This is a genomic window from Corynebacterium sp. HMSC08A12, assembly GCF_001807485.1.
In the GTDB taxonomy this organism is placed as follows: Bacteria; Actinomycetota; Actinomycetes; order Mycobacteriales; family Mycobacteriaceae; genus Corynebacterium; species Corynebacterium evansiae.
Genome location: NZ_KV789165.1, coordinates 1 through 20,121, shown reverse-complemented (window position 1 = coordinate 20,121; position 20,121 = coordinate 1). Strand labels below are relative to the sequence as shown.

Below are 20,121 nucleotides of genomic sequence, written 5' to 3'. Positions count from 1 at the left end.
CACCTTGTCCCCAGACCATATTGCTGTGAACAACACGCCCCTTACCGTCGAGCGTCGGGAACTTCTTCGGCGTCTGAAGGGTGACCGTACCCTTTTTCTTGGGACGCAGAGTAAGCTCAAGCTCCTTATAGTCAATGGTAATTCGCATGAACTTCTTGCTCGGTTGCATCATGTCTTCAACATCAAGAACATGATTCTTAAGCGTCGCTGGCAAGTTAGAAGAAACTAGTTCTACATCTTCTGGAATGTAAAATCGGATTCTATTGGCCTGAGTATTTCCTTGTTTGAAACTGATCTCATCAGGCGCTAATGCCGCTACTTGTTCTTCAGCCTGGATCGGGTCAATTTTTACAACAACCTTGATCTCCTCCCCTTGCGACGCCTTCTCCGGCATCGTTACCTGGAATCGTGTCGAAAGGTCACGGTTTTCGTTTATCATCCCCCCCAGAGCGAAGATATTGCACTGGTAATCCAGGTTCGTATCCTGCGTTTTGTTGACCGTGGCGGCCTGCGCAGCTATCGGAGAGAACGGGGACTGTGGGACAGCCGTGGCGGTCAGTACCAGGCTGGCGGCAGCCGCGACAGCAGTCATGGTGCGGCGGGAGCGGAGAAACATCATAAGAGATACCTCATAGTAGAGCGAGACGACATTAAGCCGTTGTGGGGAACAATTCCCCAACTTCTTTAAGAATCTACTATCGCCGCTCTTAAGGTTCCACTCGTAGCCCCCGACTATTCCTCCAGGTCGTCCCACACCTCCGGCGGTTGCCACGGCCTGTCCACCGTCGGCCGCAGAAACGCCATAGCCGACTCACGCGAATAGCCACAGACCTGCAGGGCGTCAACAATAATCGAGCGACACTGCGCCAAGACCACCGTGCCCGACAAACCCGTACCATCCGCGATGGCCAGGTCCGCCTCCGCGGCGAGTTTCTGCAGGGCACGCACGATCTCCGGGATCTCCACGGCCTCATCACGGGTGCCGCGCGTACCGCCCTCGGCGAACAAAGCACCCAGCTGGCCCAGCTCGTTAGAGATACCGCGCATCAGCTCGGTCATCTCCTCCGGCGGCTCGATCTCGTCCAGCAACATGATCTCCGCCCGGCGCGCTAGCACGCGCGCATTGCGCATCACGTTATCGACGGGCACCAGGATGCGGTTCATCGACTTCGCATGCCGCCGGGCCGTCCAATAGATCGGCGAGACGGCCACGACCTCCGACCCGCCGCCCACGTTCGTCAGCAGGGCATTCACGTAGGTCTGGGTGCCGCGGGCGATCTCCAGGGCCTTGGTGATCTTCGCCGCGTCGCGCTCCTCCATCCCCTGCGCCACATCGTCCAGCACCAGCGCTGCCTTCGAAATCAGCGTGGAAACCTCCCGCCGAGCCGGGCGCAACGGGGAGTTCGGCACCAGCGCCAGCACCACAATGCCGATCACGCCACCGATCAGCGCGTCGATCATTCGGTCTAACGAACCCGAAGATCCCGGCGGCAGGATCGTCGCCACCAGCACCGCGGAACTGGCGGCCTGGAAAGCCACGGAGACCGACTTATCCACGAATGTCGCCACCAGAATGGCGAACAGCACCACCACGGAGACCTGCCAGTATCCGCTACCAATGTTGCTGATCACCAGGTCGCCGATGCCCACGCCCACAGAAGCACCGAGCACCAGCTCGAAGCCGCGCCGCAGACGCTTTCCGGCGCTCACACCAAGGCTCAACACCGCTGCGATGGGCGCAAAGAAGGCCTGCTGGTGGTCGAAAATCTGTTCCGCGATGAGCAGTGCCAGCCCCGCACCAATAGCGCACTGGATGGCGAAGACGACCCCCTCCCGCACGCGAATCGCACCCTGCACCGGCGCGATGCGGCGCAGGTTCCGGGCTGCGGCGCGCACTCCGGGGCGCAGGCGGTTGGCCGGCTCGCCCCACATCTCTTTAGCGGTCCGTGGCCGCGGTTGTGGTTCTGCCATGCCCGCCAGTTTAGGTGGTTACGTCCGCCCACACCGCCAGATGGTCAGTACCTAAAATCCGCTTCGTTCCACCATCCAGGCACTCGCCGGTAGTCATGATGTGGTCCAGCCGGATCACCGGGAACACCGCCGGCCACGTTGGCGTGTGCGCCAGGTGCCCCGTGCAGTCGCTGAGCTCGAAGTCGCGGTAGCGCGGGTGGCTGCGCGTTGCGTTGAAGTCGCCTGCCAGCACCAGGTGGCGCCGGGAGTTCGCCCATTCGCTGAGGTTCGCCAGGTCGCGCTCCCACGCCGGGCGGTCGTCCTTCGCCGGCGCCACCGCATGCACACCCACGAACTCACTGTTGCCGTGTAGCGGCGCATTCACGCGCGGGGTCTGGAAGCGAGTGAGCCCACGGACCATGTTGCCGTGCGCCCCTGTTTTTTCTTTATATGACGCCGACACGAGCGCCACAACATTATCCGCCCGATCGTTGCCGGGTCGCGGCTGGGTCATAGGCAAATAGCCGGTCTTGTCCGCCACGCTGCTAACTTCCTCCGCATTCGTCTCCAGGAGGAAGACGACATCCGGTTTGAGCTCGTCGATCGCACGCGCAATCCGCTTATCGTCGGCCTTGCCCCAGTAGGTGTTCAGGGAGAACACGCGGGTCGGGTTGGTGGCGTCCGAAAAATTGGGCGCCGGCACGCGCGGGACGATCAAGACCGCCAGCAGAGCCAGCACCGCGCACAACGCCGCGCGGCGTACCGAGCGAAGGATGCCGATGCCCGCCGCGGCGAGCACACCGGCGACCCAGGCGCTGGCTTGTATTTCGGCCACGAAAGGCCAGCCGGCTGTGGGTTCTGCGGGCCAGAGGATGCTGGACATCCAAAGTATCGCCACGACTAGCGTGGCGATGCAGAGGTTCCGGTTCACTCCGCGGCTCGGGGCTGGCAGAGAGAAAGAACGGCGTTGGTTCATTTCCGTTCAGGCACAGGTTAGCCCTCGGCGGGCGGGGTGGCGCCGGGTTCGGTGATGGGCTTGGGCTCGGCCTTCTTGCCGGAGCCGTCGAGCCCCAGCGCTGGGGCTGCCGCCGGGTCGCAGTCGTGTAGCAGGTTCAGGCAGCGCACGACCTCGTCGTCCTCGCCGAGGGCACGTGCAGTCTGGACAAGCGCGCCGATGGCGCGCAGCACACCCTGGTTCGGCTCGTGGTTCCACGGGACCGGGCCGGTGCCACGCCAACCATTGCCACGCAGGGCATCCAGGCCACGGTGGTAGCCGGTGCGGGCGCAGGCGTAGGCCTGCACGGGCTGACCTTCGGCCAGCAGCACCTCAGCCAGGGCGGCCCATGCGCCGGAATCCTTCAGGTTCTCCGAGACCGCGACCTCCAGCGACTCACGCGACTGTGCAGTACTTGCACCACCGCCAGCACCTGCAGCACCTTCCACCGGAATGGAGCTTGCCAGCTCCTGCGGCAGGCGCACCTCCGGGTGCTCCGCGCCGAAGAGGTCTCGACTGTGACGAATCTGTTCTGCCATCGTGCTAGCGGAACCTACTTAGCGACGGAAGTGCCAGCGGAGTGCAGATCGTTGCAGGCCTCCACCACGCGGACGGACATGGCCTCCTCAGCCTTCTTCAGGTAGGAGCGCGGGTCGTAAACCTTCTTGTTGCCGACCTCGCCGTCGATCTTCAGCACACCGTCGAAGTTGGTGAACATGTGGCGGGCAACCGGGTTGGTGAAGGCGTACTGGGTGTCCGTATCCACGTTCATCTTGATCACGCCGTAACGCAGGGCCTCCTCGATCTTCTCCTTCTCGGAGCCGGAGCCGCCGTGGAAGACGAAGTCGAACGGGTTGGAGCCCTCAGAAAGGCCCAGCTTCTTCTCCGCAACCTTCTGGCCCATGTCCAGAACCTCCGGGCGCAGCTTCACGTTGCCCGGCTTGTACACGCCGTGGACGTTGCCGAAGGTAGCGGCCAGCAGGTAGCGGCCGTGCTCGCCAGTGCCCAGAGCATCAACGGTCTTAGCGAAGTCCTCTTCGGTGGTGTACAGGTTAGCGCCGGCCTTGGCCTCCACGCCGTCTTCCTCGCCACCGACAACGCCGATCTCCACTTCGAGGATGATGTTGGCCTTCTGCGCGTCAGCCAGCAGATCCTTAGCGATCTCCAGGTTCTCGTCGATCGGGATAGCGGAGCCGTCCCACATGTGGGACTGGAACAGCGGGTTCTCGCCGGCCTCCACGCGCTTGCGGGAGATCTCCATCAGCGGGCGGACGTACTCGTCCAGAACTTCCTTCTGGCAGTGGTCGGTGTGCAGAGCAACGTTCACGCCGTAGTGCTTAGCAGCCTGGTGAGCAAACGCAGCCAGGGCCTCCGCACCTGCAACCATGTTCTTCACGGCCAGGCCGGAACCGAACTGGGCACCACCGGTGGAGAACTGGATGATGCCGTCGGACTCCGCATCCGCAAAGCCCTTCAGAGCAGCATTGATGGTCTCGGAAGAGGTGCAGTTAATCGCGGGGTATGCGAAGCCATTCTCCTTCGCATTGTCCAGCATGTCGCGGTAGACGTCGGGGGTTGCAATAGGCATTTCGATGCTCCTTCAATTCCTTGAAATAGGGCAGGTAGGTCTCCGCCCACAATTATGCCCACAAATTCAACGCCGTGCAGTCACTCCGGCGAGCACTCCCCCTTATGCCCACGCGCCCTGCCTACACCCTGCCTTTCGCCGCTCGTCTACCCGGCTCTCGCTACTTGCCCACCACTGCTACTGTCGCGCCGCTACTCCGCCGCGATGGTACGCGCCGCCGCCTCCATCAGCATCCACCCGGAAAGCTGGACCGATAGATCTCGCTCCGCAATATCGGAGCTCGCCACCGCCCCCGCAATCGTCGCGCCAACCAAACCACCGGCCTGCGGCATCGTCGCATCCTTCGACCAATCGGCAGAGAACACCGGCAGCCCATCAACCTCCAAGCGGAAGCGCCACACCTGTTCGGCTGTCGCCAACACAATCCGCCGGGCAATGGCCACAGCCTCCGTGCCGTGCCGACCTGGCGTCGGCAAGCACTCAACAACAAGAGAAAGATAACGAGCAAGAATGCCATTAAACAGTCCGCCATCACCGCCCGCAGTGCGCGCATTGATCGCACCGTCGCTGTCGGTAAGGTGCACCTCGATCGCGCGGAGCAGGCCATGGATGCGGGTTATTTCTTTGACGCCCACATCTGAAACCGTGCGATCCTCCACCCCAGCTGCACGCCTGCGTGCGAGGGCGAGCTCCACGCACGCGCCGATCATCACGCCCTGACAATAAGGGTGCACCGCCGTGACGGGCTCCGGACCGGCCATCCGCATGTGGATACCATCCATGACCAGGCCGTCTTCGTTGATGAGATTGTCAAAGGTCCAGTCGATCAGGCGCTCCGCCGTCTCGATATCGCCATTACGTGCGGCGAGGATGGCGGCGGGGCCGTTAGTGGGGACGTTGTAGAAAGTCTCCTGCGTGCGCCACGGCAACACGCCCGTGAGGCTATCCACGCCCTCGAAAATGTTCTCCACCAGGGGTTCCAGCTCGCGGGGCGTGCCGAGTTTTGCCTGGATCTTCGGAGTATTCGCCACCCGCTGCAAGGCCAGGGCCAGCCACGCCTTGTCGTCGTAGTAGTGGTTGGCGGTCAGGGGGCGGAGGTTGCGGATGCGCATGGCACGGAGGTGCCGGCGAATGGCGAAAATCCGGGAGTGGGTGGGGCGGCGGATGGCGGCATCGATGAGGTTGTCGATGTAATGGGCTTGCCACCAGTAGTGCCAGCGGACGAACATGCGGTCGCGAGTCGTCGGCGGCCAGGCGATGACCCCCAGCGTAGTGCGTGGGATGCCCCAGAGGCGGCTGGCGTGGCGCTCATAAACCGCCTGGTAGGCGAGGTCCGCGCGGTGGTCCCAGCGTTCGATGAGCTCCTGGTTGGGATTGGGGGATTCTGCTGGCGAGGCTTCGGCGGCCTCTGCCTGCTCGGCTGCCCCTATACCCGCCTGCCCGGCTTGCTCAGCCGCCTCTGTACCCGTCTGCCCCTCCACAGATTCCTGCGGCACCGCAGAAATGTCTCCTACCTGCGACGACTTGCTACCCCGCTTCTTTTTTCCGGGAAGATTAAACACTCTGCACACCTCACTCGGTTGTAGCGCTCTGCAGAACAGTCTAGCCCTCCTCCGGAACTGCGCTGCCCAGCAGTCAAATGTCGCTAGATCGGGAATACGTTAAAGACCATAATTCCCAACTACACAAACATGCAGGTCAGAGCGTTTTCATTTTTCGGAGACCGCTACGCGCGCCCACGTATTCCCGTTCTAGCGACATTCCGCTCACCAGGACCCCAATTCCTAGCCCCAACGCCCGGAGCATTCCCATGCATTCCCGTTCTAACGACATCTGCGGGGTGCGCTAGCGACATTTGCGGGGTGACGGAGGGGCGAAAAAGCACGCGGGATGCCAAACCAGGCAACTACCAGGCCTGGGAGAGATCCGCGTGCTGGCGGATCCACGCATGCATCGCAATCCCCGCCGCCACACCGGCGTTAATGGACCGCGTCGAACCAAACTGAGCAATAGAAACCGTCATCCGCGCAGCATCTTGCGCCTCTTGGGTCACCCCCGGCCCCTCCTGGCCAAACAGCAGCAGGCAGCGCTCCGGCAGTTTCGCGGTTTCCAGCGGCACGCATCCCGGGGTGTTATCCACCGCCACCACAACTAGCCCCTCCCGGGCGGCGAATTCCAGCACCTCCCCCACCGTCGCGTGGTGCTGTAAGTGCTGGTAGCGGTCGGTGACCATCGCCCCGCGCCGGTTCCAGCGCCGCCGCCCGACAATGTGCACGGTGTCCACCGCGAAGGCATTCGCAGTCCGCACGACGGTGCCAATGTTCGAGTCGTTTTCAAAGTTCTCAATGGCGATATGCAGCGCGTGCCGCCGGGTATCAATATCCGCAATGATCGCGGACTGCTTCCAGTACCGGTAGGCATCCACCACGTTGCGCGTGTCCCCGGCATCCAGCAGCTCGGGGTCGAAGCGCGGATCCGTCGGGCGGGGCTGGTTGGGGTGTTCTTCTTCCCAGCTGCGCACCCCTCGGGGATGCTCCAGCCACTCCGTCGGTCCGGGTTTATCGTGTGATTCGGGGGAGGTGGGCGTCATCAAAAATACCTAGGAAAGACCCAGGTCGGACAGGCCCAGCAGAGAGCGGTACTCGACTCCCTCGGCCTCAATAACATCCTTGGCGCCGGTCGCGCGGTCCACGACGGTGGCCACGCCAACGACGGTCGCGCCAGCTTCGCGAGCTGCGGCGACGGCGGTCAGCGGAGAGTTGCCCGTGGTGGTCGTGTCCTCAACGATCAGTACCCGCTTGCCCTCAATGTCCGGGCCTTCGATGCGGCGCTGCATGCCGTGCTTCTTGGCTTCCTTGCGCACGACGAAAGCGTCGATGGTGCGCCCGGCAGCCTCGCCAGCGCCAGCTGACCCAGCGTGCATGATCGCCGTCGCGACCGGGTCCGCGCCCAGGGTCAGCCCGCCGACGTGTGCGTAGTCCCAGTCGGCGGTCAGCTCGCGCAGCAGCTCGCCGATCAGCGGAGATGCCTCGTGGTGCAGGGTCGCGCGGCGCAGGTCGACGTAGTAGTCGGCCTCCTTGCCGGAGGAAAGGGTCACGCGCCCGTGCACCACCGCCAGCTCCTTGACGAGCTCGGCGAGGCGCTGCTTCTTGGCTTCATCGATCATTGCGGTTTCTCCTTCTTGTCTGTGCCGTTGTCTGTGCCCGGGCGGGGCTTACTGCTGGTCGTCTTCGACGACCTCGCCGTCGACGGTTTCGTACTCGATCGGTTCGATGGGTTCAGGGCGGGCGTGGCGTGCCTCTGGCGCACGATGACGCCCACCGCTCCGCCGACGCTGCGTCACAGGAGACAGGCGCACTGCAGTGGACTTGGTCTCCTCGAACTCCTCGAAAATGGTGGCCTCTTCCGCCTCGACGCGGATGACCTGTGCATATTGCGAATTGTGCGAGCTCATGTGCTCGGGGTCTTCACCCAGGCGCGGGATGCCTCCGTCGCGGCGGCGACGCCGCCCCGCGTGGAGGTCGTCATCCTCCGCGGGGTCGTCGTAGTCGCCCACGGCAAAGCTGTTGAAACTGTCCGGGTCTCCGCCTTCCCAGCGCGTGTGCGTGCGAGAGGGGAAGGTCACCGGCTCGGCGGGGCGGGTGATGTCGGGCCGCTCCGGGTTCGGAACTTCCGCGTGTGCGGCAGCTTCCTCAGCGCGGGCAGTGCTGTCCTGCGCGAGGTTGGAGTCTGTGGCGGCGGAGGCGGTGGCGTCACTACCAGCACCGCCCGCATCATCCGCAGCGCCATCAGGCACAGCCTGCAGGTAGGCCGCGCGGCGGGAGGAAGTCTCGGCGGCCTGCTCCTCGATCTCCTCCTGGTTCACCGGGTCGGCGGTGTTCACCTGCAGCGGGCCGCCGGGCAGGGGGCGCAGTTGGTCGGCGGTGAGCATCTCCAGCGGCGCGCTGGTCTGCGCTGGGGGCAGCACCATCGCGGCATCCACCAGGGAGCGCAGTCGCGGCAGGATCTCCTGCCACACATTGAAGTCGAGCTTGCGGGAGATCCGCACGACCGTCCAGTTTTGCCCCCATGCCACGTCGCGGGCGACCTGCGACAGTGCGGCCAGGGAGTCCTCCACACGGGCGTCCAGCATGCGGTCCAGCGCGCGGACGTCGGTGGTGTATGCGGCGAACGGGGGCTGGTCCAACAGGTCGGTGCGGCGCATGCCAGGGGGCTGTGCACCATCAGCGGAATACAGCACCTGAACTGGGGATTCCTCCACCCGGCGCATCGCCATCAGCGTGGACGATCCCACGTCGCCGATGTGCACCTGGTGCCCGTCGACGAAGCCACTGACGACCTCGCGCAGCGTCGGCACCCCACGCCGCTGATCCCCCAGGATGGCGATGGGCCAGTCGCGCGCGACCTCGCCGTCTTCCTTCGTGTACTCGAAGCCGTTGTCGGCCGCCCATTGGCGACGCCGCCTCCGGGGAAAACCGAAAGCCGCCATTGCTGACGCGGGCGCAGACGCAGGCGCATCGGCCGGGTATTCGGCGGTATATTCGCCTGGCTCGTCTTCGTAGCCGTACTCTTCCCCGTACTCATCGTCGCCCTCGGACCACGAGTCGAATTGCGGGCCGTCCCATGCTGCGGACCATTCTTCGTCATCCGCCTCGGACCACTCGCCGTCTTCATCCTCGGGCCATTCGTTGCCCTCAGGCTCCCCCTCGGAGTCGCCCTCGAAGCTGCCATCCTCATAGCCCTCATCCGTGGACCAGTCCCCGTTATACCCGCTGTACTCGCCGTACCCGCGGTTCCCCTCGTTTCCGTCGGCTCCGTCGGCGCCGGTTGCGTCGCTATCTTTTGCGCGCAGGAGTAACCACACGGCAAGGCCCAATAGGGCCAAGCCGAGGATTAACGCGAACATGGAACCGACCATAGGGTCTTGTTTTACTCGTTAGCCGCCTGGTAAGCCTCAGCGTCCATCAGCTCGCCAGCCTCGGTCACCTTGACCTCGTACAGCCAGCCCTCACCGTAGGGATCCTCGTTGATCAGGCCAGCGTTGTCCTCCAGCGCCTCGTTCACAGCCACGATCTCGCCGGAGACCGGTGCGTAGATGTCGGAAACGGACTTGGTGGACTCAACCTCGCCGAAAGCCTCGCCGGCCTCGACCTCGGAGCCAACCTCCGGCAGCTCGACGAACACGATGTCGCCCAGCGCCTCAGCGGCGATGTGGGTAATGCCCACGCGCACGGTCTCGCCCTCCACGACGGCGGAGGTGTTAACCCACTCGTGCTCCTCGGAGTACAGGAAATCGGTTGGCAGTGCAGTCATTGTTCTTAAGCCTCTCTTGTGAAACCTTGTGTGGCTACTTCTGTGGTTGCCTGCCCAAACCTTACACCAGCGGGCAGACAACCCTTTTGCGTTACTTACGCTTTCTTGCGCTCGCTCGTTACTTCTCGCGGGAGTAGAACGGCAGCGCCACGACCTTGTATTCGAAGCGCTTGCCGCGGATGTCCACCTCCACGGTCGCGCCCTCGGCAGCCGCGCCGGAGGAAACCGCGGACTTCGCAACATACGCCAGAGCCACCGGGTGGCCCAGCGTCGGCGACAGTGCACCGGAAGTCACGGCACCGATGGCCTTCTCGCCGTCACCGGCGAACACCTCGTATCCCCCACGGGCAGCGCGGCGACCTTCGCCCGCCAGCCCGATAAGCACCTGCTGGGTGCCCTTTTCCTTAGCGGAAACGATGGCGTCACGACCAACGAAAGAGTCCTTCGACTTCGTCGCCGCAAGAATGCCCAGACCCGCATCGACCGGGGTGAGCTTCAGCGACAGCTCGTTGCCGTACAGCGGCATGCCGGCCTCCAGGCGCAGGGTGTCGCGGCAGGCCAGGCCACACGGCAGGCCACCCAGCTGCCCGGCCTGATCCATGGCCTTGGTCCACACGATCTCCGCACCGTCGTTAGCCACGATCAGTTCGAAGCCGTCCTCGCCGGTGTAGCCGGTGCGGGCCACCAGCACGGGCTGACCTGCAGCAACGCCCTGGAATGCGGCGTAGTAGCCCAGCCCCTCAATAGCCTCGGCAACGGTCTCGCCCGCGCCGGATGCCTCGGGTGCATCCACCACGTTCTCCACGATCTCCAGCATCGCCTGCGCGGCCTTCGGCCCCTGCACGGCGATCATGGCGGTCTCGTCGGACTCGTTGTTAACCTCCACGTCAAAGCCCTCGGTGCGGCCCTGCAACGCGGAAACCACGTTGTCCACGTTGCCCGCGTTCGGCACGATCAGGAACTCGTTCTCGCCCAGGCGGTAGGTGATCAGGTCGTCGATGATGCCGCCGGATTCGGTGCAGATCATCGAGTACTTCGCCTTGCCGATCTTCACGGCCGAAAGCTTGGAAATCAGCGCGTGGTCCAGGAACTCCGCCGCCTGCGGGCCGGTCACGCGAACCTCACCCATGTGGGAGAGGTCGAATACACCCACGGCGTTGCGTACAGCGTGGTGCTCGTCCAGCTCACTGCTGTACTTCAGAGGCATGTCCCAGCCGCCGAAGTCGGTAAATCGCGCGCCCAGCTTCTCGTGCACCAGGTGCAGCGCGGTCTTCTTAAGTTCGGTCATGTCTTGTTCTCCTTCTTCTCTTTGTGACGCCCTTAGCCCCAGCGGACCCTAGTCCTCGTTAATCGCGAAGTCTTCCAGGGGCGGGCAGGTGCACACGAGATTGCGGTCGCCATAGGCGTTGTCGATACGACGCACGGGGGTGAAGTACTTGGTGTGTCGCAGGCTGGCCACCGGGTATGCGGCCTTGGCGCGACTGAAGTGACCACCAGATACAGCTTCCTCGAAGTCGTCCCGCACAACAGAATAGGCGGTGAACGGCGCGTGGCGCAGAACGGACTGCTCGGCGGTGACCTTGCCGTCGATCACTTCCTGGATCTCCCCGTGGATGGTGATCATCGCTTCGATGAAACGGTCCAGCTCTGCCTTGTCCTCCGACTCGGTGGGCTCCATCATCAGGGTGCCGGCGACCGGGAAGGCCAGGGTCGGGGCGTGGAAGCCGAAGTCCATCAGGCGCTTGGAGACATCCTCGGCGGTGATGCCGGAGGCCTTCGTCAGCTCGCGCAGGTCCAGGATGCACTCGTGGGCCACCAGGCCGGTGTCGCCCTTGTACAGCGTCGGGAAGTAGTCCTCCAGCTTGCGGGAAACGTAATTGGCGTTCACCAGGGCCATGCGGGAGGCCTCAGTCAGCCCCTCGTCACCCATCTGGGCGATGTAGGACCAGGTGATCGGCAGCACGCCAGCGGAGCCGTACTGCGCGCCGGAGACCGGCTGGCCGGACTGCAGGGCAGCATCGCCCTCGATGACGTCGGCGTTCGGATCAGTCGGCAGGAACGGGATCAGGTGCTCTGCCACACATACCGGGCCCACGCCCGGGCCGCCACCGCCGTGCGGGATGGTGAAGGTCTTGTGCAGGTTCAGGTGGGACACATCACCGCCGAACTCGCCCGGCTGGGCCAGGCCGACCAGGGCGTTCAGGTTAGCGCCGTCGACGTACACCTGGCCGCCAGCGTCGTGAACCTTCTGGCAGACGTCGCGCACCTGCTCCTCGAACACGCCGTGGGTGGAGGGATAGGTCAGCATGATGGCGGCGGTCTGCTGGCCGTACTTTTCCAGCTTGGCCTCCAGGTCCGGCACGTCGATGGAGCCATCCTCGGCGTTCTTCACAGCCACGACCTTCAGGCCCGCCAGCGCCGCAGAGGCAGCGTTGGTGCCGTGCGCGGAGGCCGGGATCAGCACGATGTCGCGCTGATCGTCGCCGCGGGACTGGTGGTAGCGGTGGATCGCCAGCAGGCCAGCGAACTCACCCTGGGAGCCCGCGTTCGGCTGGACGGAAACCTTGGCGTAGCCGGTGATCTTCGCCAAGCGCTGCTCCAGGTCCTCGATAAGCTCCAGCCAGCCCTGCGCCTGCTCGGCCGGGACGTGCGGGTGGATGCCTGCGAAGCCAGGCCAGGTGATCGGCTCCATGGAGGAAGCCGCGTTCAGCTTCATGGTGCAGGAACCCAGCGGGATCATCGTGCGGTCCAGCGCCAGGTCGCGGTCGGCCAGCTTGCGCATGTAGCGCATCATCTGGGTCTCGGAGGTGATAGCGGTGAAGATCGGGTGGGTCAGGATCTCCTCGTCATCCGCGCGCAGTACGCCGGCCTCGCCCAGCGGGCCGGCGGTGACGTCGAAGCCCGCGGAGTTGACCTCACCGGTGCGGGAGCCCAGCACCTCGATCAGCTTGGCGATGTCCTCGTCCGTGGTGGACTCGCCGACAGAGATGCCGACGAAGGAATCGTTAACCTGGCGCAGGTTGTAGCCTGCCTCGGCTGCGGCGCGCAGAGCCGTGGGGGCGTCCCCAAGAGAAGAACCAGACACGTCAACGGTGACGGTGTCGAAGAAAGTATCGTGCGCCAGCGTCAGGCCAGCCTCGGACAGGGCAACGGCCAGGGCGGTCGCGCGGGCGTGCACCCCCTCGGCGATGGCGCGCAGACCAGCCGGGCCATGCCAAACCGCGTAGAAACCGGCGACGACAGCCAACAGAGCCTGAGCGGTACAGATGTTACTGGTGGCCTTATCACGGCGAATGTGCTGCTCACGGGTCTGCAGAGCCAGGCGGTAGGCCGGGGTGCCCTCAGCATCCACGGACACGCCCACGATGCGCCCCGGCAGCTTACGCTGCAGAGCCTCGGTGCAGGAGATGAAGCCCGCGTGCGGGCCGCCGAAGAACAGCGGCACGCCGAAGCGCTGGGCGGAGCCGACGGCGATGTCCGCGCCCTGGGAGCCCGGGGAGGTCACCAGAACCTGAGCCAGCAGGTCACAGGCAACCGTGACCAGGGCGCCGGTCTCCTTTGCCGCGGAGATCAGACCGGACAGGTCGCGGACGCGGCCGGTGGAACCGGGGTTGGAAAGGACCACGCCGACCAGGTTCTCGCAACCCTCGAACGCCGCGGCAGCATCTTCGCCGTCCAGGTCCACGACCTCCACCGGAATACCCGCAGCCTCGGCGCGCGCCAGGGTGACGGTGATGGACTGCTGGTGCAGGGAGGAATCCAGCAGCACCACGCCGCCCTTCTTGGCGGCCTTCGCATTGCCGCGAGCCATCAGCTGCACGGCCTCGGCCACGGCGGTGGCCTCGTCCAGCAGCGAAGCACCAGCCACTGGCAGGCCGGTCAGATCCTGCACCATCGTCTGGAAGTTCAGCAGAGCCTCGAGGCGGCCCTGGGAAATCTCCGGCTGGTAGGGGGTGTAAGCGGTGTACCAGCCCGGGTTCTCCACCACGTTGCGGCGAATCACGGCCGGGGTGATCGTGTCGAAGTAACCATTGCCGATCAGCTGCTGCTTTTGCACGTTCTTGTCAGCGTAAGCGCGCAGGGTGGCCAGGGTGTCCGTCTCGTCCAGCGCCTCCGGCAGGCCGATCGGGCCAGCCTGGCGGATGGACTTCGGAAGGGCATCGTCGGCCAGCGCGACGGAAGATTCGTAGCCCAGGTAATCGAGGATCTCCTGGGTATCGGCCTGGTTCGGGCCGATGTGGCGCTGAACGAAGGGGGCTGAGTTACGGCGAGTAGCTGCAGAAGACATGGCTTTATAGGGACTTTCCGGTCGTAAGTGCACGGTCGTTAAAAGGAGCCCTCCCCACTCTGTCGCTTGTGCCTGAGAGCTTCACCCGGTCTACCCGGCTTTTCTCCTTCGGCGCCCGCGTGCACACGACTGCGCGCAGGTCTTTCCAGAGTTGCCTCACTGTGACGGTACTTGGGGCCTGAGAGTGTCCCGGGGAGGAATTGCTCCGTCGGCGGCCGGCGCGTGACAAGCGCCGAGCCTCTCCCACCACAGCTAAAAGCGGCAAAAATGTATGCAGTTTTCTCCCACATCATAGCCGTAGTGCGACGGATCACTAAAGAATCCGGACAATGCGAAAAATCTCATTCCGTCCGCATACCCCCACTCCAGCAGCCAAAATAATAAGCATGGCAAAACTTTCCAGCATTCTCCCCTCCCCTTCCCGCCCGCTGCCCGCCGTCAAAGGCGGAGTGGCCATAGTTACCGGCGCCTCCTCCGGCATCGGCCGGGCAACCGTAGCCGCCCTCGCGGAGCTCAAGGCCGGCGCAGGCACTTACGCCCCCGACCGCATCATCGGCACCAGCCGCAACCCCGACAACATCACCGACCCCATCGACGGGGTGGAATACCTCCCCCTCGACCTCGAAGACCCCGCCAGCATCGACGAGTTCGCCACCCGCGCCCTCGCCCTCGGCCCGCCGACCGTGCTGGTCAACAACGCGGGCGAAAGCCAATCCGGCCCCCTAGAGGAGCTCCCCGACGATGCCCTGCACCGTCTGTTTGAGATCAACGTTCTGGGACAAGTGGGCGTCACAAAGAAAATCCTTCCGACAATGCGACAGCAAGGAGCCGGGCGCATCGTGATGGTCGGCTCCATGCTGGGCAGCTTCCCGCTCGCCTACCGCAGCAGCTACGTCGCCTCGAAGGCCGCGATCAAGGGATTCGCCTTCGCCGCCCGGCGCGAGGTCCAGCCATTCGGAGTGGGCATGTCCGTGGTGGAACCCGGCTCCATCAACACCGGACTATCCACGCGGCGCACGAAGTACGTGGACTTGCAAGGCCCCTACGGCGCGGAGTTCACCACCATGCTGACGAACCTGGATAACAACGAGGCCAACGGCATCTCCGCCGAGCGCGTGGCCGAGGAAATCCTAAAGCCCATCCCCGCCACCCGGCCCAAGCCGCTGTACGCGACCGGCTCGATGGCGCCGGTGGTCTTCCCGCTCTCGCGCGTGCTGCCGACCACGACAATGCACTGGCTGATCAACCGGAAGCATGGGCTATAGGCACGCGCCCGCCCAGCGCCGGCCCCGCGCCGCTTAAGTCCGAATTAAGTCCGGAAGCTCTTGTCCCAAACGTCCTCCACGGGCTCGTCGTCGCGCAGGAAAAGCTCGTCGTCGACATCGCGCCCGCGGCGGGTGGACCAGTCATCCCACGGCGCGGCGAACAGTGCCAGTACCGCCGCACCGACAATCCCCATGATCATCAGCATCCCCGCGACGACAATCAACCACAACGGCGAAGTCACATAAAAAACCATCGCCAGCAGCGCCGTCCCGACCAGCCCGATGCTGCTCATCAGCGTATACAGGCGGTTCACGGGGTGTCGCCGATGCCCATAACTATTGCGCTGCGTGGCCGCCAGTGGCCACCCCTGCAGCACTGCCAACACCGCAAAATAAACCCCGGCGATACTCTGTAGCTGCTGCGGCGTGAAAATCTCCACCACCCGCGATAGCGCCAGAATCATGCCGACCACCGACATGATGCTAAAGATCCTCCGCGTCATTGCCCACGCACCCCCTTTACACCCAGAACAGGTTGTCGCCGCCCATCACAGGCTCGCCGGAGAACACGTCTAGCTTTATTTCTGACGCCCCCATCTGCAACCCCAACACCATCACCACCGGATCGAACCCCATCCGGCCCAACTCCCGGGGAGCGTACGTGCACACGGGAGTTCCCTGACGCACCAGGTCGCCCTCCTGGACGTGCACGTCGAATCCCTGGCCGTTGAGGCGCCCGGTATCCACCCCCAACTGCATGAAGATCGACGGCTGGTCGGCCAGTATCTCCGCGTGAGAACCTCCAGGCGCGGGCTGCGTCTGGATCACAAACATGTTCGGCGCCACGCGCTTCATCACTCCCCCGATGGGCGCGAGGATCTGTACGACCTCCACGCCCGCATCGGGGATCACTGCCACACCGGCGCCGATGGTGCCGGTGGCGAGGATCGGGTCGGGGACGGAATCGAGGCTTACGGCTGTCCCCGCCAGCGGGGTCACAACGGGAAACTTCGCAGAGTGGTTCTGTGCGGTCACTTCGCGCTGCTGGCCAGGCCTACGGGGATCCAGGGAGAAGTTGGGATCCATACTCCCGCAGTTTAGTCGCGCTCGATGGGGCGCGAGGCGGAAGCGGACCATTGGGACCAACCTCCTACAAAGTTTTTCGCGCCCGGCAGGCCCGCGTATTCCATCGCGGCGATAAACAGCGAAGAGTGCAGGCCCGAACCGGAGTACACGCACACATCGTCGCCGCTGGTCACACCGTGGTCGGCGAGGATCTGTCGGATCTCCTCCGGGGTCTTCACACGGCCGCTGGCGCTGCTGTCGCGCTCGCTGTGGTTGTTGAAGAGCTCCTTGACCGGGACATTGATCGCCCCGGGGATGCGGCCCGCCTGGTGGTCGAAGCGCTCCTTGCGGCCGGAATAGCGGGAGGACTCGCGGGCATCCACCAGGATGCGCTCCTCGCGCCACTGCTCCACTTCCTCGAGGTCGAGGGTCGGCATGCTGCCCGGACGAACCTCCACGTTGCCCCGGCCGCGCAGTGCTCCGATACCGCCGGCAACGTCGCCGCCCGCGGCTTCCCAAGACTTGGTGCCGCCGTCCAGGATGCGGACATTCTGCACACCTGCCCAACGGAAAATGAACCATGCGCGAGCCGCGTAGAGGTTGGCGCCGGCGTCATAAATATAAACAGGGCGACCATCCGTAATGCCCCAATCGTCGAAGCTTTTCTGCAGGCGCTCCGGCTCGGGAAGAGGGTTGCGGCCCTTGTGACGGGACGGGATAGAAGCCAGGTGCATCAGGGGGTTACAGAACATGGCACCGGGGATGTGCTGCCCCACGTATGCCTCCCAGGCGCTGTTTTCGGTGCGCGCCCAGTGCGAGTCGATCACGGTCATGCGTTCGCCCCGCTGGAAAGCCTCCAGCATCTCCTCACCGGAGACGAAGGGGCTGGCGGGCTGCTGTTGGGCAGAAGAGTTGCTCATAGTTGCTTAGTCTAGAACCTCGCGCCCGCCAATGTTGCGCACGCTATCCCGCCGATGTTGCGCACGCTATCCCGCTGCGGCCGCCTTGCCGGAGCGTTTCCCCTTGCCCGGCCGTTTCCCTGTTCTCTCTGGGAACCAACCCCGCACTGCAGCGAAGACGATAATGCCCACCGCTGCAACCGTCGCTATACCACCGATACCCCAGGTCAGGCCGGCTATCACCGCAATCGGAGCGAGGATGTTCATGCCAATCTCGATCGGCGCATAGCCCACGTAGGCCATGCCGTACTCGTTCATCGTGCCGGACTTCAGATCCGGGTCCACGATCTTCAGCAGCGCAATACCGGTAGCCACAGCGGCGGTAGCCCAGCCCCAGCCGAAGATGCCGCGCTCCAGCCACTTATCACCGAAGAACATCGGCGCGAAGACGAAGAAGAACAGGCAGCAGTACGCAATACCCAGCACGAACAGGATCGCTAGCGGAACCAGGTAGCTCGCCACCGCATCCGGCTTAATGGAGGCGATACCGAAGGCAATCATGAAGTCCGTCGACGCACCGGAGATCGACTTCACCGTCTGCTGGTCCAGGTACTTCGGGCGCTTGATGACGTGCAGGAAAACCTTGCCGCCAATGCCCACCACGAAAGCCAGAGCGAACAGCGGCACCGATACCGCCGGGAAGAAGTGGCCGATAATCTGCTGCGCGATGTAAGCGAACATCACGGTCACGGCAATGAAGCCGGCGTGCAGAGCCAGGGGCTCAATCGACGACGGGTTCGTGGTGGCCTTACCGATGGAGGGCTGCTTGGCCTCGTCCTCGATTTGGCCCGAGCGCAGCTCCCACGGCAGCTTCTCCGGCAGGGTGGAAGTACGGCCGGTGCGGATACCCCAGTTCGCGAAGATAATTCCACCAATGATCGCGGCTAGCGTGCCGACGGTCGCGGAAGTAAAGCCCAGGGACATGGCGGCGTCCGCACCAATATCCCCAAAGGCGCCACCAACGGCCGCGGCAGTGCCGAACCCACCGACGAAACCGACGGGCAGCATCATGCCGAACCACTCTGGAGTATCGAAAATCGGCGCGAAAACCAGCAGGCCAAGCAGCATAAAGATGCCCCACTGGCCGAGGAACATGGAGGTGGAAAAGCCCCACATGTTCTTCGCCTTCGAGGCATCGTTGGAGGCGAAGGTCATGCTGTACGGCATGGAGGCGAACACCACGGCGATCAGCAAAGTGGAGTAATCGCCCAGTGCTCCGGAGAACGGCAGCAGGCCCAGCACCTCTGGCCCGAGGAGCAGCGCGAGCAGGCCCGCTGTGATCGGCGCGGGGATCAGGAGGTTGCGGAACCATTCGAAGTGGCGCCTCATGAACGTGCCGATGATCAGCAGTACCGAAATCATGCCGACATCCATCAGCAGGTCAAAGACCGTAAAGTCCATGGAGGCTCCCTCTTCTGTTCTCTATCTGTTCTCTTTGTGCTGTGTGTGCTCTGTTGCTCTGGGCATTTTATCGCACCTTATTATTGACGCCTGCGTTTCCCGGGCAAACACACTCAGCATCGGTTAAGTTCGAACTGTGCAGCGTACTGCACGCTGGGGAACATTTCGCCAAGGGGCGACATTCCATACCCCGGATGCCTAACGCAGGCATAACAGCGAGACACCAGCCATGAACGAGAGAAAGAGACTGCCCTACATGAAGAACATCCGCACTTCCGCTGACTCCGCCCGCTCCGCCTACTTTTCCAAGCGCCTCGGCGCCGCTTTTCTGACCGGCGCACTGGCCGTCACCGGCCTGAGCGCTTGCTCACTGCTAGGAGGAGGAGAAGTAGCCCAAGAAGACGTGGAGAAGGGCATCTCCGATTCCCTGGAGGAGGAGGTTGGCCGCAAGCCAGAGCGTATTGAATGCCCCAGCGGCCTGAAAGCGGAAGAGGGTGCGAAGATTGAGTGCAAGCTGCACGATTCCGGTGAGACGTACAGTGTTGACGTCACCGCAGACAAGGTCGATGGCAACGACGTTCACTACAACGTCGAGGTCGCTGACCAGCCAGAATAGTTCCACAAATACGTCACACCCCGGCCTCCCGCGCTGACCACACGGCGCTGGCGCACCAGCTACACGGCACCGGCGCACTGGCCACACAGCACTGGTGCCCCCAGGAGCTGAACCGCCCCTGCCACTAGCCCCTTGGCACCAGCTCGCCCCCCTCCCCGCGTGCCCTAAATCCCCTTTTGCATGCCCTAAATAGCTTTCCGCATGCCTAAATGTCGGAAATCTTGCAGAACGTTATTGACACCATTTTCCACTACAGCAAAAGTGCTGGTCAGGGAGTTTTTACAACTCGCCCGCCAGAGCCCGTCAGAACGTTTTGCAACTTTTCCGACATTTAAGCCCTTTGGCACCTTTTCCACCTCCCACAAGCACCCCAAAGTGTGGCCGAGACAGGACTCCACGCCCGCAGATGTCGCCAAACCGGGATTCCATAACCACAAATGTCGCTAGAACGAGAATGCGTTAGTGGGCACAATTTTTATTACTGCATAAGTGCAGGTCAGAGGGTTTTGGATTTTTGAGAACCAGCACCGGCGCCGACGTATTCCCGTTCTAGCGACATTCCAAGCTTCACAAGGAGCCTGAGACGCCAAGCTTCACAAGGAGCCTGCGGCGCACATGAAGCGCAAACGTGAAGAAACGCCCCACCCGGAATGAACTGCTCCCCATTAGTTGGACTGAGAAA

General features: G+C 63.5%; 17 protein-coding genes, 1 pseudogene and 1 riboswitch. Of the genes and pseudogenes, 2 read left to right on the top strand and 16 right to left on the bottom strand.

Features of this window, described 5'->3' with window-relative positions; translation table 11 throughout:
* Nucleotides 1-70: 70 nt before the first annotated feature.
* The 12 genes and pseudogenes from HMPREF3166_RS10410 to gcvP form a co-directional block, all read right to left on the bottom strand.
* Nucleotides 71-592 (bottom strand): annotated as a pseudogene (locus HMPREF3166_RS10410) (hypothetical protein); the annotation flags it as partial.
* Between the two features lie 140 nt (nucleotides 593-732).
* Nucleotides 733-1,971, bottom strand: a complete 1,239-nt coding sequence (locus HMPREF3166_RS00470; protein ID WP_083293770.1) for an FUSC family protein — start codon at nucleotides 1,969-1,971, stop codon at nucleotides 733-735.
* A gap of 10 nt (nucleotides 1,972-1,981) precedes the next feature.
* Complete coding sequence (locus HMPREF3166_RS00465; protein WP_070487218.1) at nucleotides 1,982-2,926, bottom strand: endonuclease/exonuclease/phosphatase family protein; 945 nt, start codon at nucleotides 2,924-2,926, stop codon at nucleotides 1,982-1,984.
* A 17-nt stretch (nucleotides 2,927-2,943) separates the two neighbouring features.
* Complete coding sequence (locus HMPREF3166_RS00460) at nucleotides 2,944-3,483, bottom strand: DUF3151 domain-containing protein (RefSeq protein ID WP_035004850.1); 540 nt, start codon at nucleotides 3,481-3,483, stop codon at nucleotides 2,944-2,946.
* Nucleotides 3,484-3,497: 14 nt separating this feature from the next.
* Complete coding sequence (fbaA, locus tag HMPREF3166_RS00455) at nucleotides 3,498-4,532, bottom strand: class II fructose-bisphosphate aldolase (RefSeq protein WP_005297034.1); 1,035 nt, start codon at nucleotides 4,530-4,532, stop codon at nucleotides 3,498-3,500.
* A 191-nt stretch (nucleotides 4,533-4,723) separates the two neighbouring features.
* The gene (locus HMPREF3166_RS00450; RefSeq protein ID WP_246816886.1) at nucleotides 4,724-6,037 is read right to left on the bottom strand and encodes a glycoside hydrolase family 76 protein; all 1,314 of its coding nucleotides are present in this window, start codon (nucleotides 6,035-6,037) and stop codon (nucleotides 4,724-4,726) included.
* A 401-nt stretch (nucleotides 6,038-6,438) separates the two neighbouring features.
* Entirely contained in the window at nucleotides 6,439-7,122 is a 684-nt protein-coding gene (locus HMPREF3166_RS00445) for a TrmH family RNA methyltransferase (protein WP_070487217.1), read from the bottom strand.
* A 9-nt stretch (nucleotides 7,123-7,131) separates the two neighbouring features.
* A complete protein-coding gene (gene pyrE / locus HMPREF3166_RS00440; protein ID WP_049049915.1) occupies nucleotides 7,132-7,698 on the bottom strand; it encodes an orotate phosphoribosyltransferase in 567 nt (188 codons plus the stop codon).
* Between the two features lie 48 nt (nucleotides 7,699-7,746).
* Nucleotides 7,747-9,438: a type III secretion system chaperone family protein gene (locus HMPREF3166_RS00435; RefSeq protein ID WP_246816882.1), complete on the bottom strand. Its 1,692-nt coding sequence runs from the start codon at nucleotides 9,436-9,438 to the stop codon at nucleotides 7,747-7,749.
* A 23-nt stretch (nucleotides 9,439-9,461) separates the two neighbouring features.
* A complete protein-coding gene (gcvH, locus tag HMPREF3166_RS00430) occupies nucleotides 9,462-9,845 on the bottom strand; it encodes a glycine cleavage system protein GcvH (protein ID WP_035004863.1) in 384 nt (127 codons plus the stop codon).
* A 118-nt stretch (nucleotides 9,846-9,963) separates the two neighbouring features.
* Nucleotides 9,964-11,133, bottom strand: coding sequence for a glycine cleavage system aminomethyltransferase GcvT (gene gcvT / locus HMPREF3166_RS00425; protein WP_035004865.1), 1,170 nt, complete (start codon nucleotides 11,131-11,133; stop codon nucleotides 9,964-9,966).
* A 48-nt stretch (nucleotides 11,134-11,181) separates the two neighbouring features.
* Complete coding sequence (gcvP, locus tag HMPREF3166_RS00420; protein WP_070487215.1) at nucleotides 11,182-14,133, bottom strand: aminomethyl-transferring glycine dehydrogenase; 2,952 nt, start codon at nucleotides 14,131-14,133, stop codon at nucleotides 11,182-11,184.
* Between the two features lie 49 nt (nucleotides 14,134-14,182).
* Nucleotides 14,183-14,292: riboswitch (glycine riboswitch) on the bottom strand.
* A gap of 227 nt (nucleotides 14,293-14,519) precedes the next feature.
* On the opposite strand from gcvP, the gene HMPREF3166_RS00415 reads away from it, so the two are divergent.
* On the top strand, nucleotides 14,520-15,398 hold the full coding sequence (locus HMPREF3166_RS00415; RefSeq protein ID WP_246816881.1) for an SDR family oxidoreductase: 879 nt from the start codon (nucleotides 14,520-14,522) through the stop codon (nucleotides 15,396-15,398).
* Nucleotides 15,399-15,442: 44 nt separating this feature from the next.
* Here the strand turns inward: HMPREF3166_RS00415 and HMPREF3166_RS00410 are convergent, their stop codons facing one another.
* The 4 genes from HMPREF3166_RS00410 to HMPREF3166_RS00395 all read right to left on the bottom strand — a co-directional run bounded on the left by HMPREF3166_RS00410 (nucleotide 15,443) and on the right by HMPREF3166_RS00395 (nucleotide 18,823).
* A complete protein-coding gene (locus tag HMPREF3166_RS00410) occupies nucleotides 15,443-15,877 on the bottom strand; it encodes a hypothetical protein (RefSeq protein WP_246816880.1) in 435 nt (144 codons plus the stop codon).
* A 40-nt stretch (nucleotides 15,878-15,917) separates the two neighbouring features.
* Nucleotides 15,918-16,484 carry a PTS sugar transporter subunit IIA gene (locus tag HMPREF3166_RS00405; protein ID WP_070487283.1) on the bottom strand — a complete coding sequence of 189 codons (567 nt, stop codon included), beginning with the start codon at nucleotides 16,482-16,484 and terminating at the stop codon, nucleotides 15,918-15,920.
* An 11-nt stretch (nucleotides 16,485-16,495) separates the two neighbouring features.
* A complete protein-coding gene (locus HMPREF3166_RS00400) occupies nucleotides 16,496-17,383 on the bottom strand; it encodes a sulfurtransferase (protein ID WP_070487213.1) in 888 nt (295 codons plus the stop codon).
* 66 nt (nucleotides 17,384-17,449) lie between these two features.
* Complete coding sequence (locus HMPREF3166_RS00395) at nucleotides 17,450-18,823, bottom strand: sodium/glutamate symporter (RefSeq protein ID WP_049049921.1); 1,374 nt, start codon at nucleotides 18,821-18,823, stop codon at nucleotides 17,450-17,452.
* Between the two features lie 256 nt (nucleotides 18,824-19,079).
* On the opposite strand from HMPREF3166_RS00395, the gene HMPREF3166_RS00390 reads away from it, so the two are divergent.
* A complete protein-coding gene (locus HMPREF3166_RS00390; protein ID WP_070487212.1) occupies nucleotides 19,080-19,439 on the top strand; it encodes a DUF4333 domain-containing protein in 360 nt (119 codons plus the stop codon).
* The last annotated feature ends 682 nt before the right edge of the window (nucleotides 19,440-20,121 follow it).

Bases quoted from the DNA above. Each gene is read 5' to 3' on its own strand.
- HMPREF3166_RS00445 (WP_070487217.1), bottom strand. From the start codon at position 7,122: ATGACGCCCACCTCCCCCGAATCACACGATAAACCCGGACCGACGGAG.
- gcvH (WP_035004863.1), bottom strand. From the start codon at position 9,845: ATGACTGCACTGCCAACCGATTTCCTGTACTCCGAGGAGCACGAGTGG.
- HMPREF3166_RS00410 (WP_246816880.1), bottom strand. From the start codon at position 15,877: ATGTCGGTGGTCGGCATGATTCTGGCGCTATCGCGGGTGGTGGAGATT.
- HMPREF3166_RS00470 (WP_083293770.1), bottom strand. From the start codon at position 1,971: ATGGCAGAACCACAACCGCGGCCACGGACCGCTAAAGAGATGTGGGGC.
- HMPREF3166_RS00400 (WP_070487213.1), bottom strand. From the start codon at position 17,383: ATGAGCAACTCTTCTGCCCAACAGCAGCCCGCCAGCCCCTTCGTCTCC.
- HMPREF3166_RS00395 (WP_049049921.1), bottom strand. From the start codon at position 18,823: ATGGACTTTACGGTCTTTGACCTGCTGATGGATGTCGGCATGATTTCG.
- HMPREF3166_RS00460 (WP_035004850.1), bottom strand. From the start codon at position 3,483: ATGGCAGAACAGATTCGTCACAGTCGAGACCTCTTCGGCGCGGAGCAC.
- HMPREF3166_RS00415 (WP_246816881.1), top strand. From the start codon at position 14,520: ATGGCAAAACTTTCCAGCATTCTCCCCTCCCCTTCCCGCCCGCTGCCC.
- HMPREF3166_RS00405 (WP_070487283.1), bottom strand. From the start codon at position 16,484: ATGGATCCCAACTTCTCCCTGGATCCCCGTAGGCCTGGCCAGCAGCGC.
- HMPREF3166_RS00435 (WP_246816882.1), bottom strand. From the start codon at position 9,438: ATGTTCGCGTTAATCCTCGGCTTGGCCCTATTGGGCCTTGCCGTGTGG.
- HMPREF3166_RS00390 (WP_070487212.1), top strand. From the start codon at position 19,080: ATGAAGAACATCCGCACTTCCGCTGACTCCGCCCGCTCCGCCTACTTT.
- gcvP (WP_070487215.1), bottom strand. From the start codon at position 14,133: ATGTCTTCTGCAGCTACTCGCCGTAACTCAGCCCCCTTCGTTCAGCGC.
- gcvT (WP_035004865.1), bottom strand. From the start codon at position 11,133: ATGACCGAACTTAAGAAGACCGCGCTGCACCTGGTGCACGAGAAGCTG.
- HMPREF3166_RS00465 (WP_070487218.1), bottom strand. From the start codon at position 2,926: ATGAACCAACGCCGTTCTTTCTCTCTGCCAGCCCCGAGCCGCGGAGTG.
- pyrE (WP_049049915.1), bottom strand. From the start codon at position 7,698: ATGATCGATGAAGCCAAGAAGCAGCGCCTCGCCGAGCTCGTCAAGGAG.
- fbaA (WP_005297034.1), bottom strand. From the start codon at position 4,532: ATGCCTATTGCAACCCCCGACGTCTACCGCGACATGCTGGACAATGCG.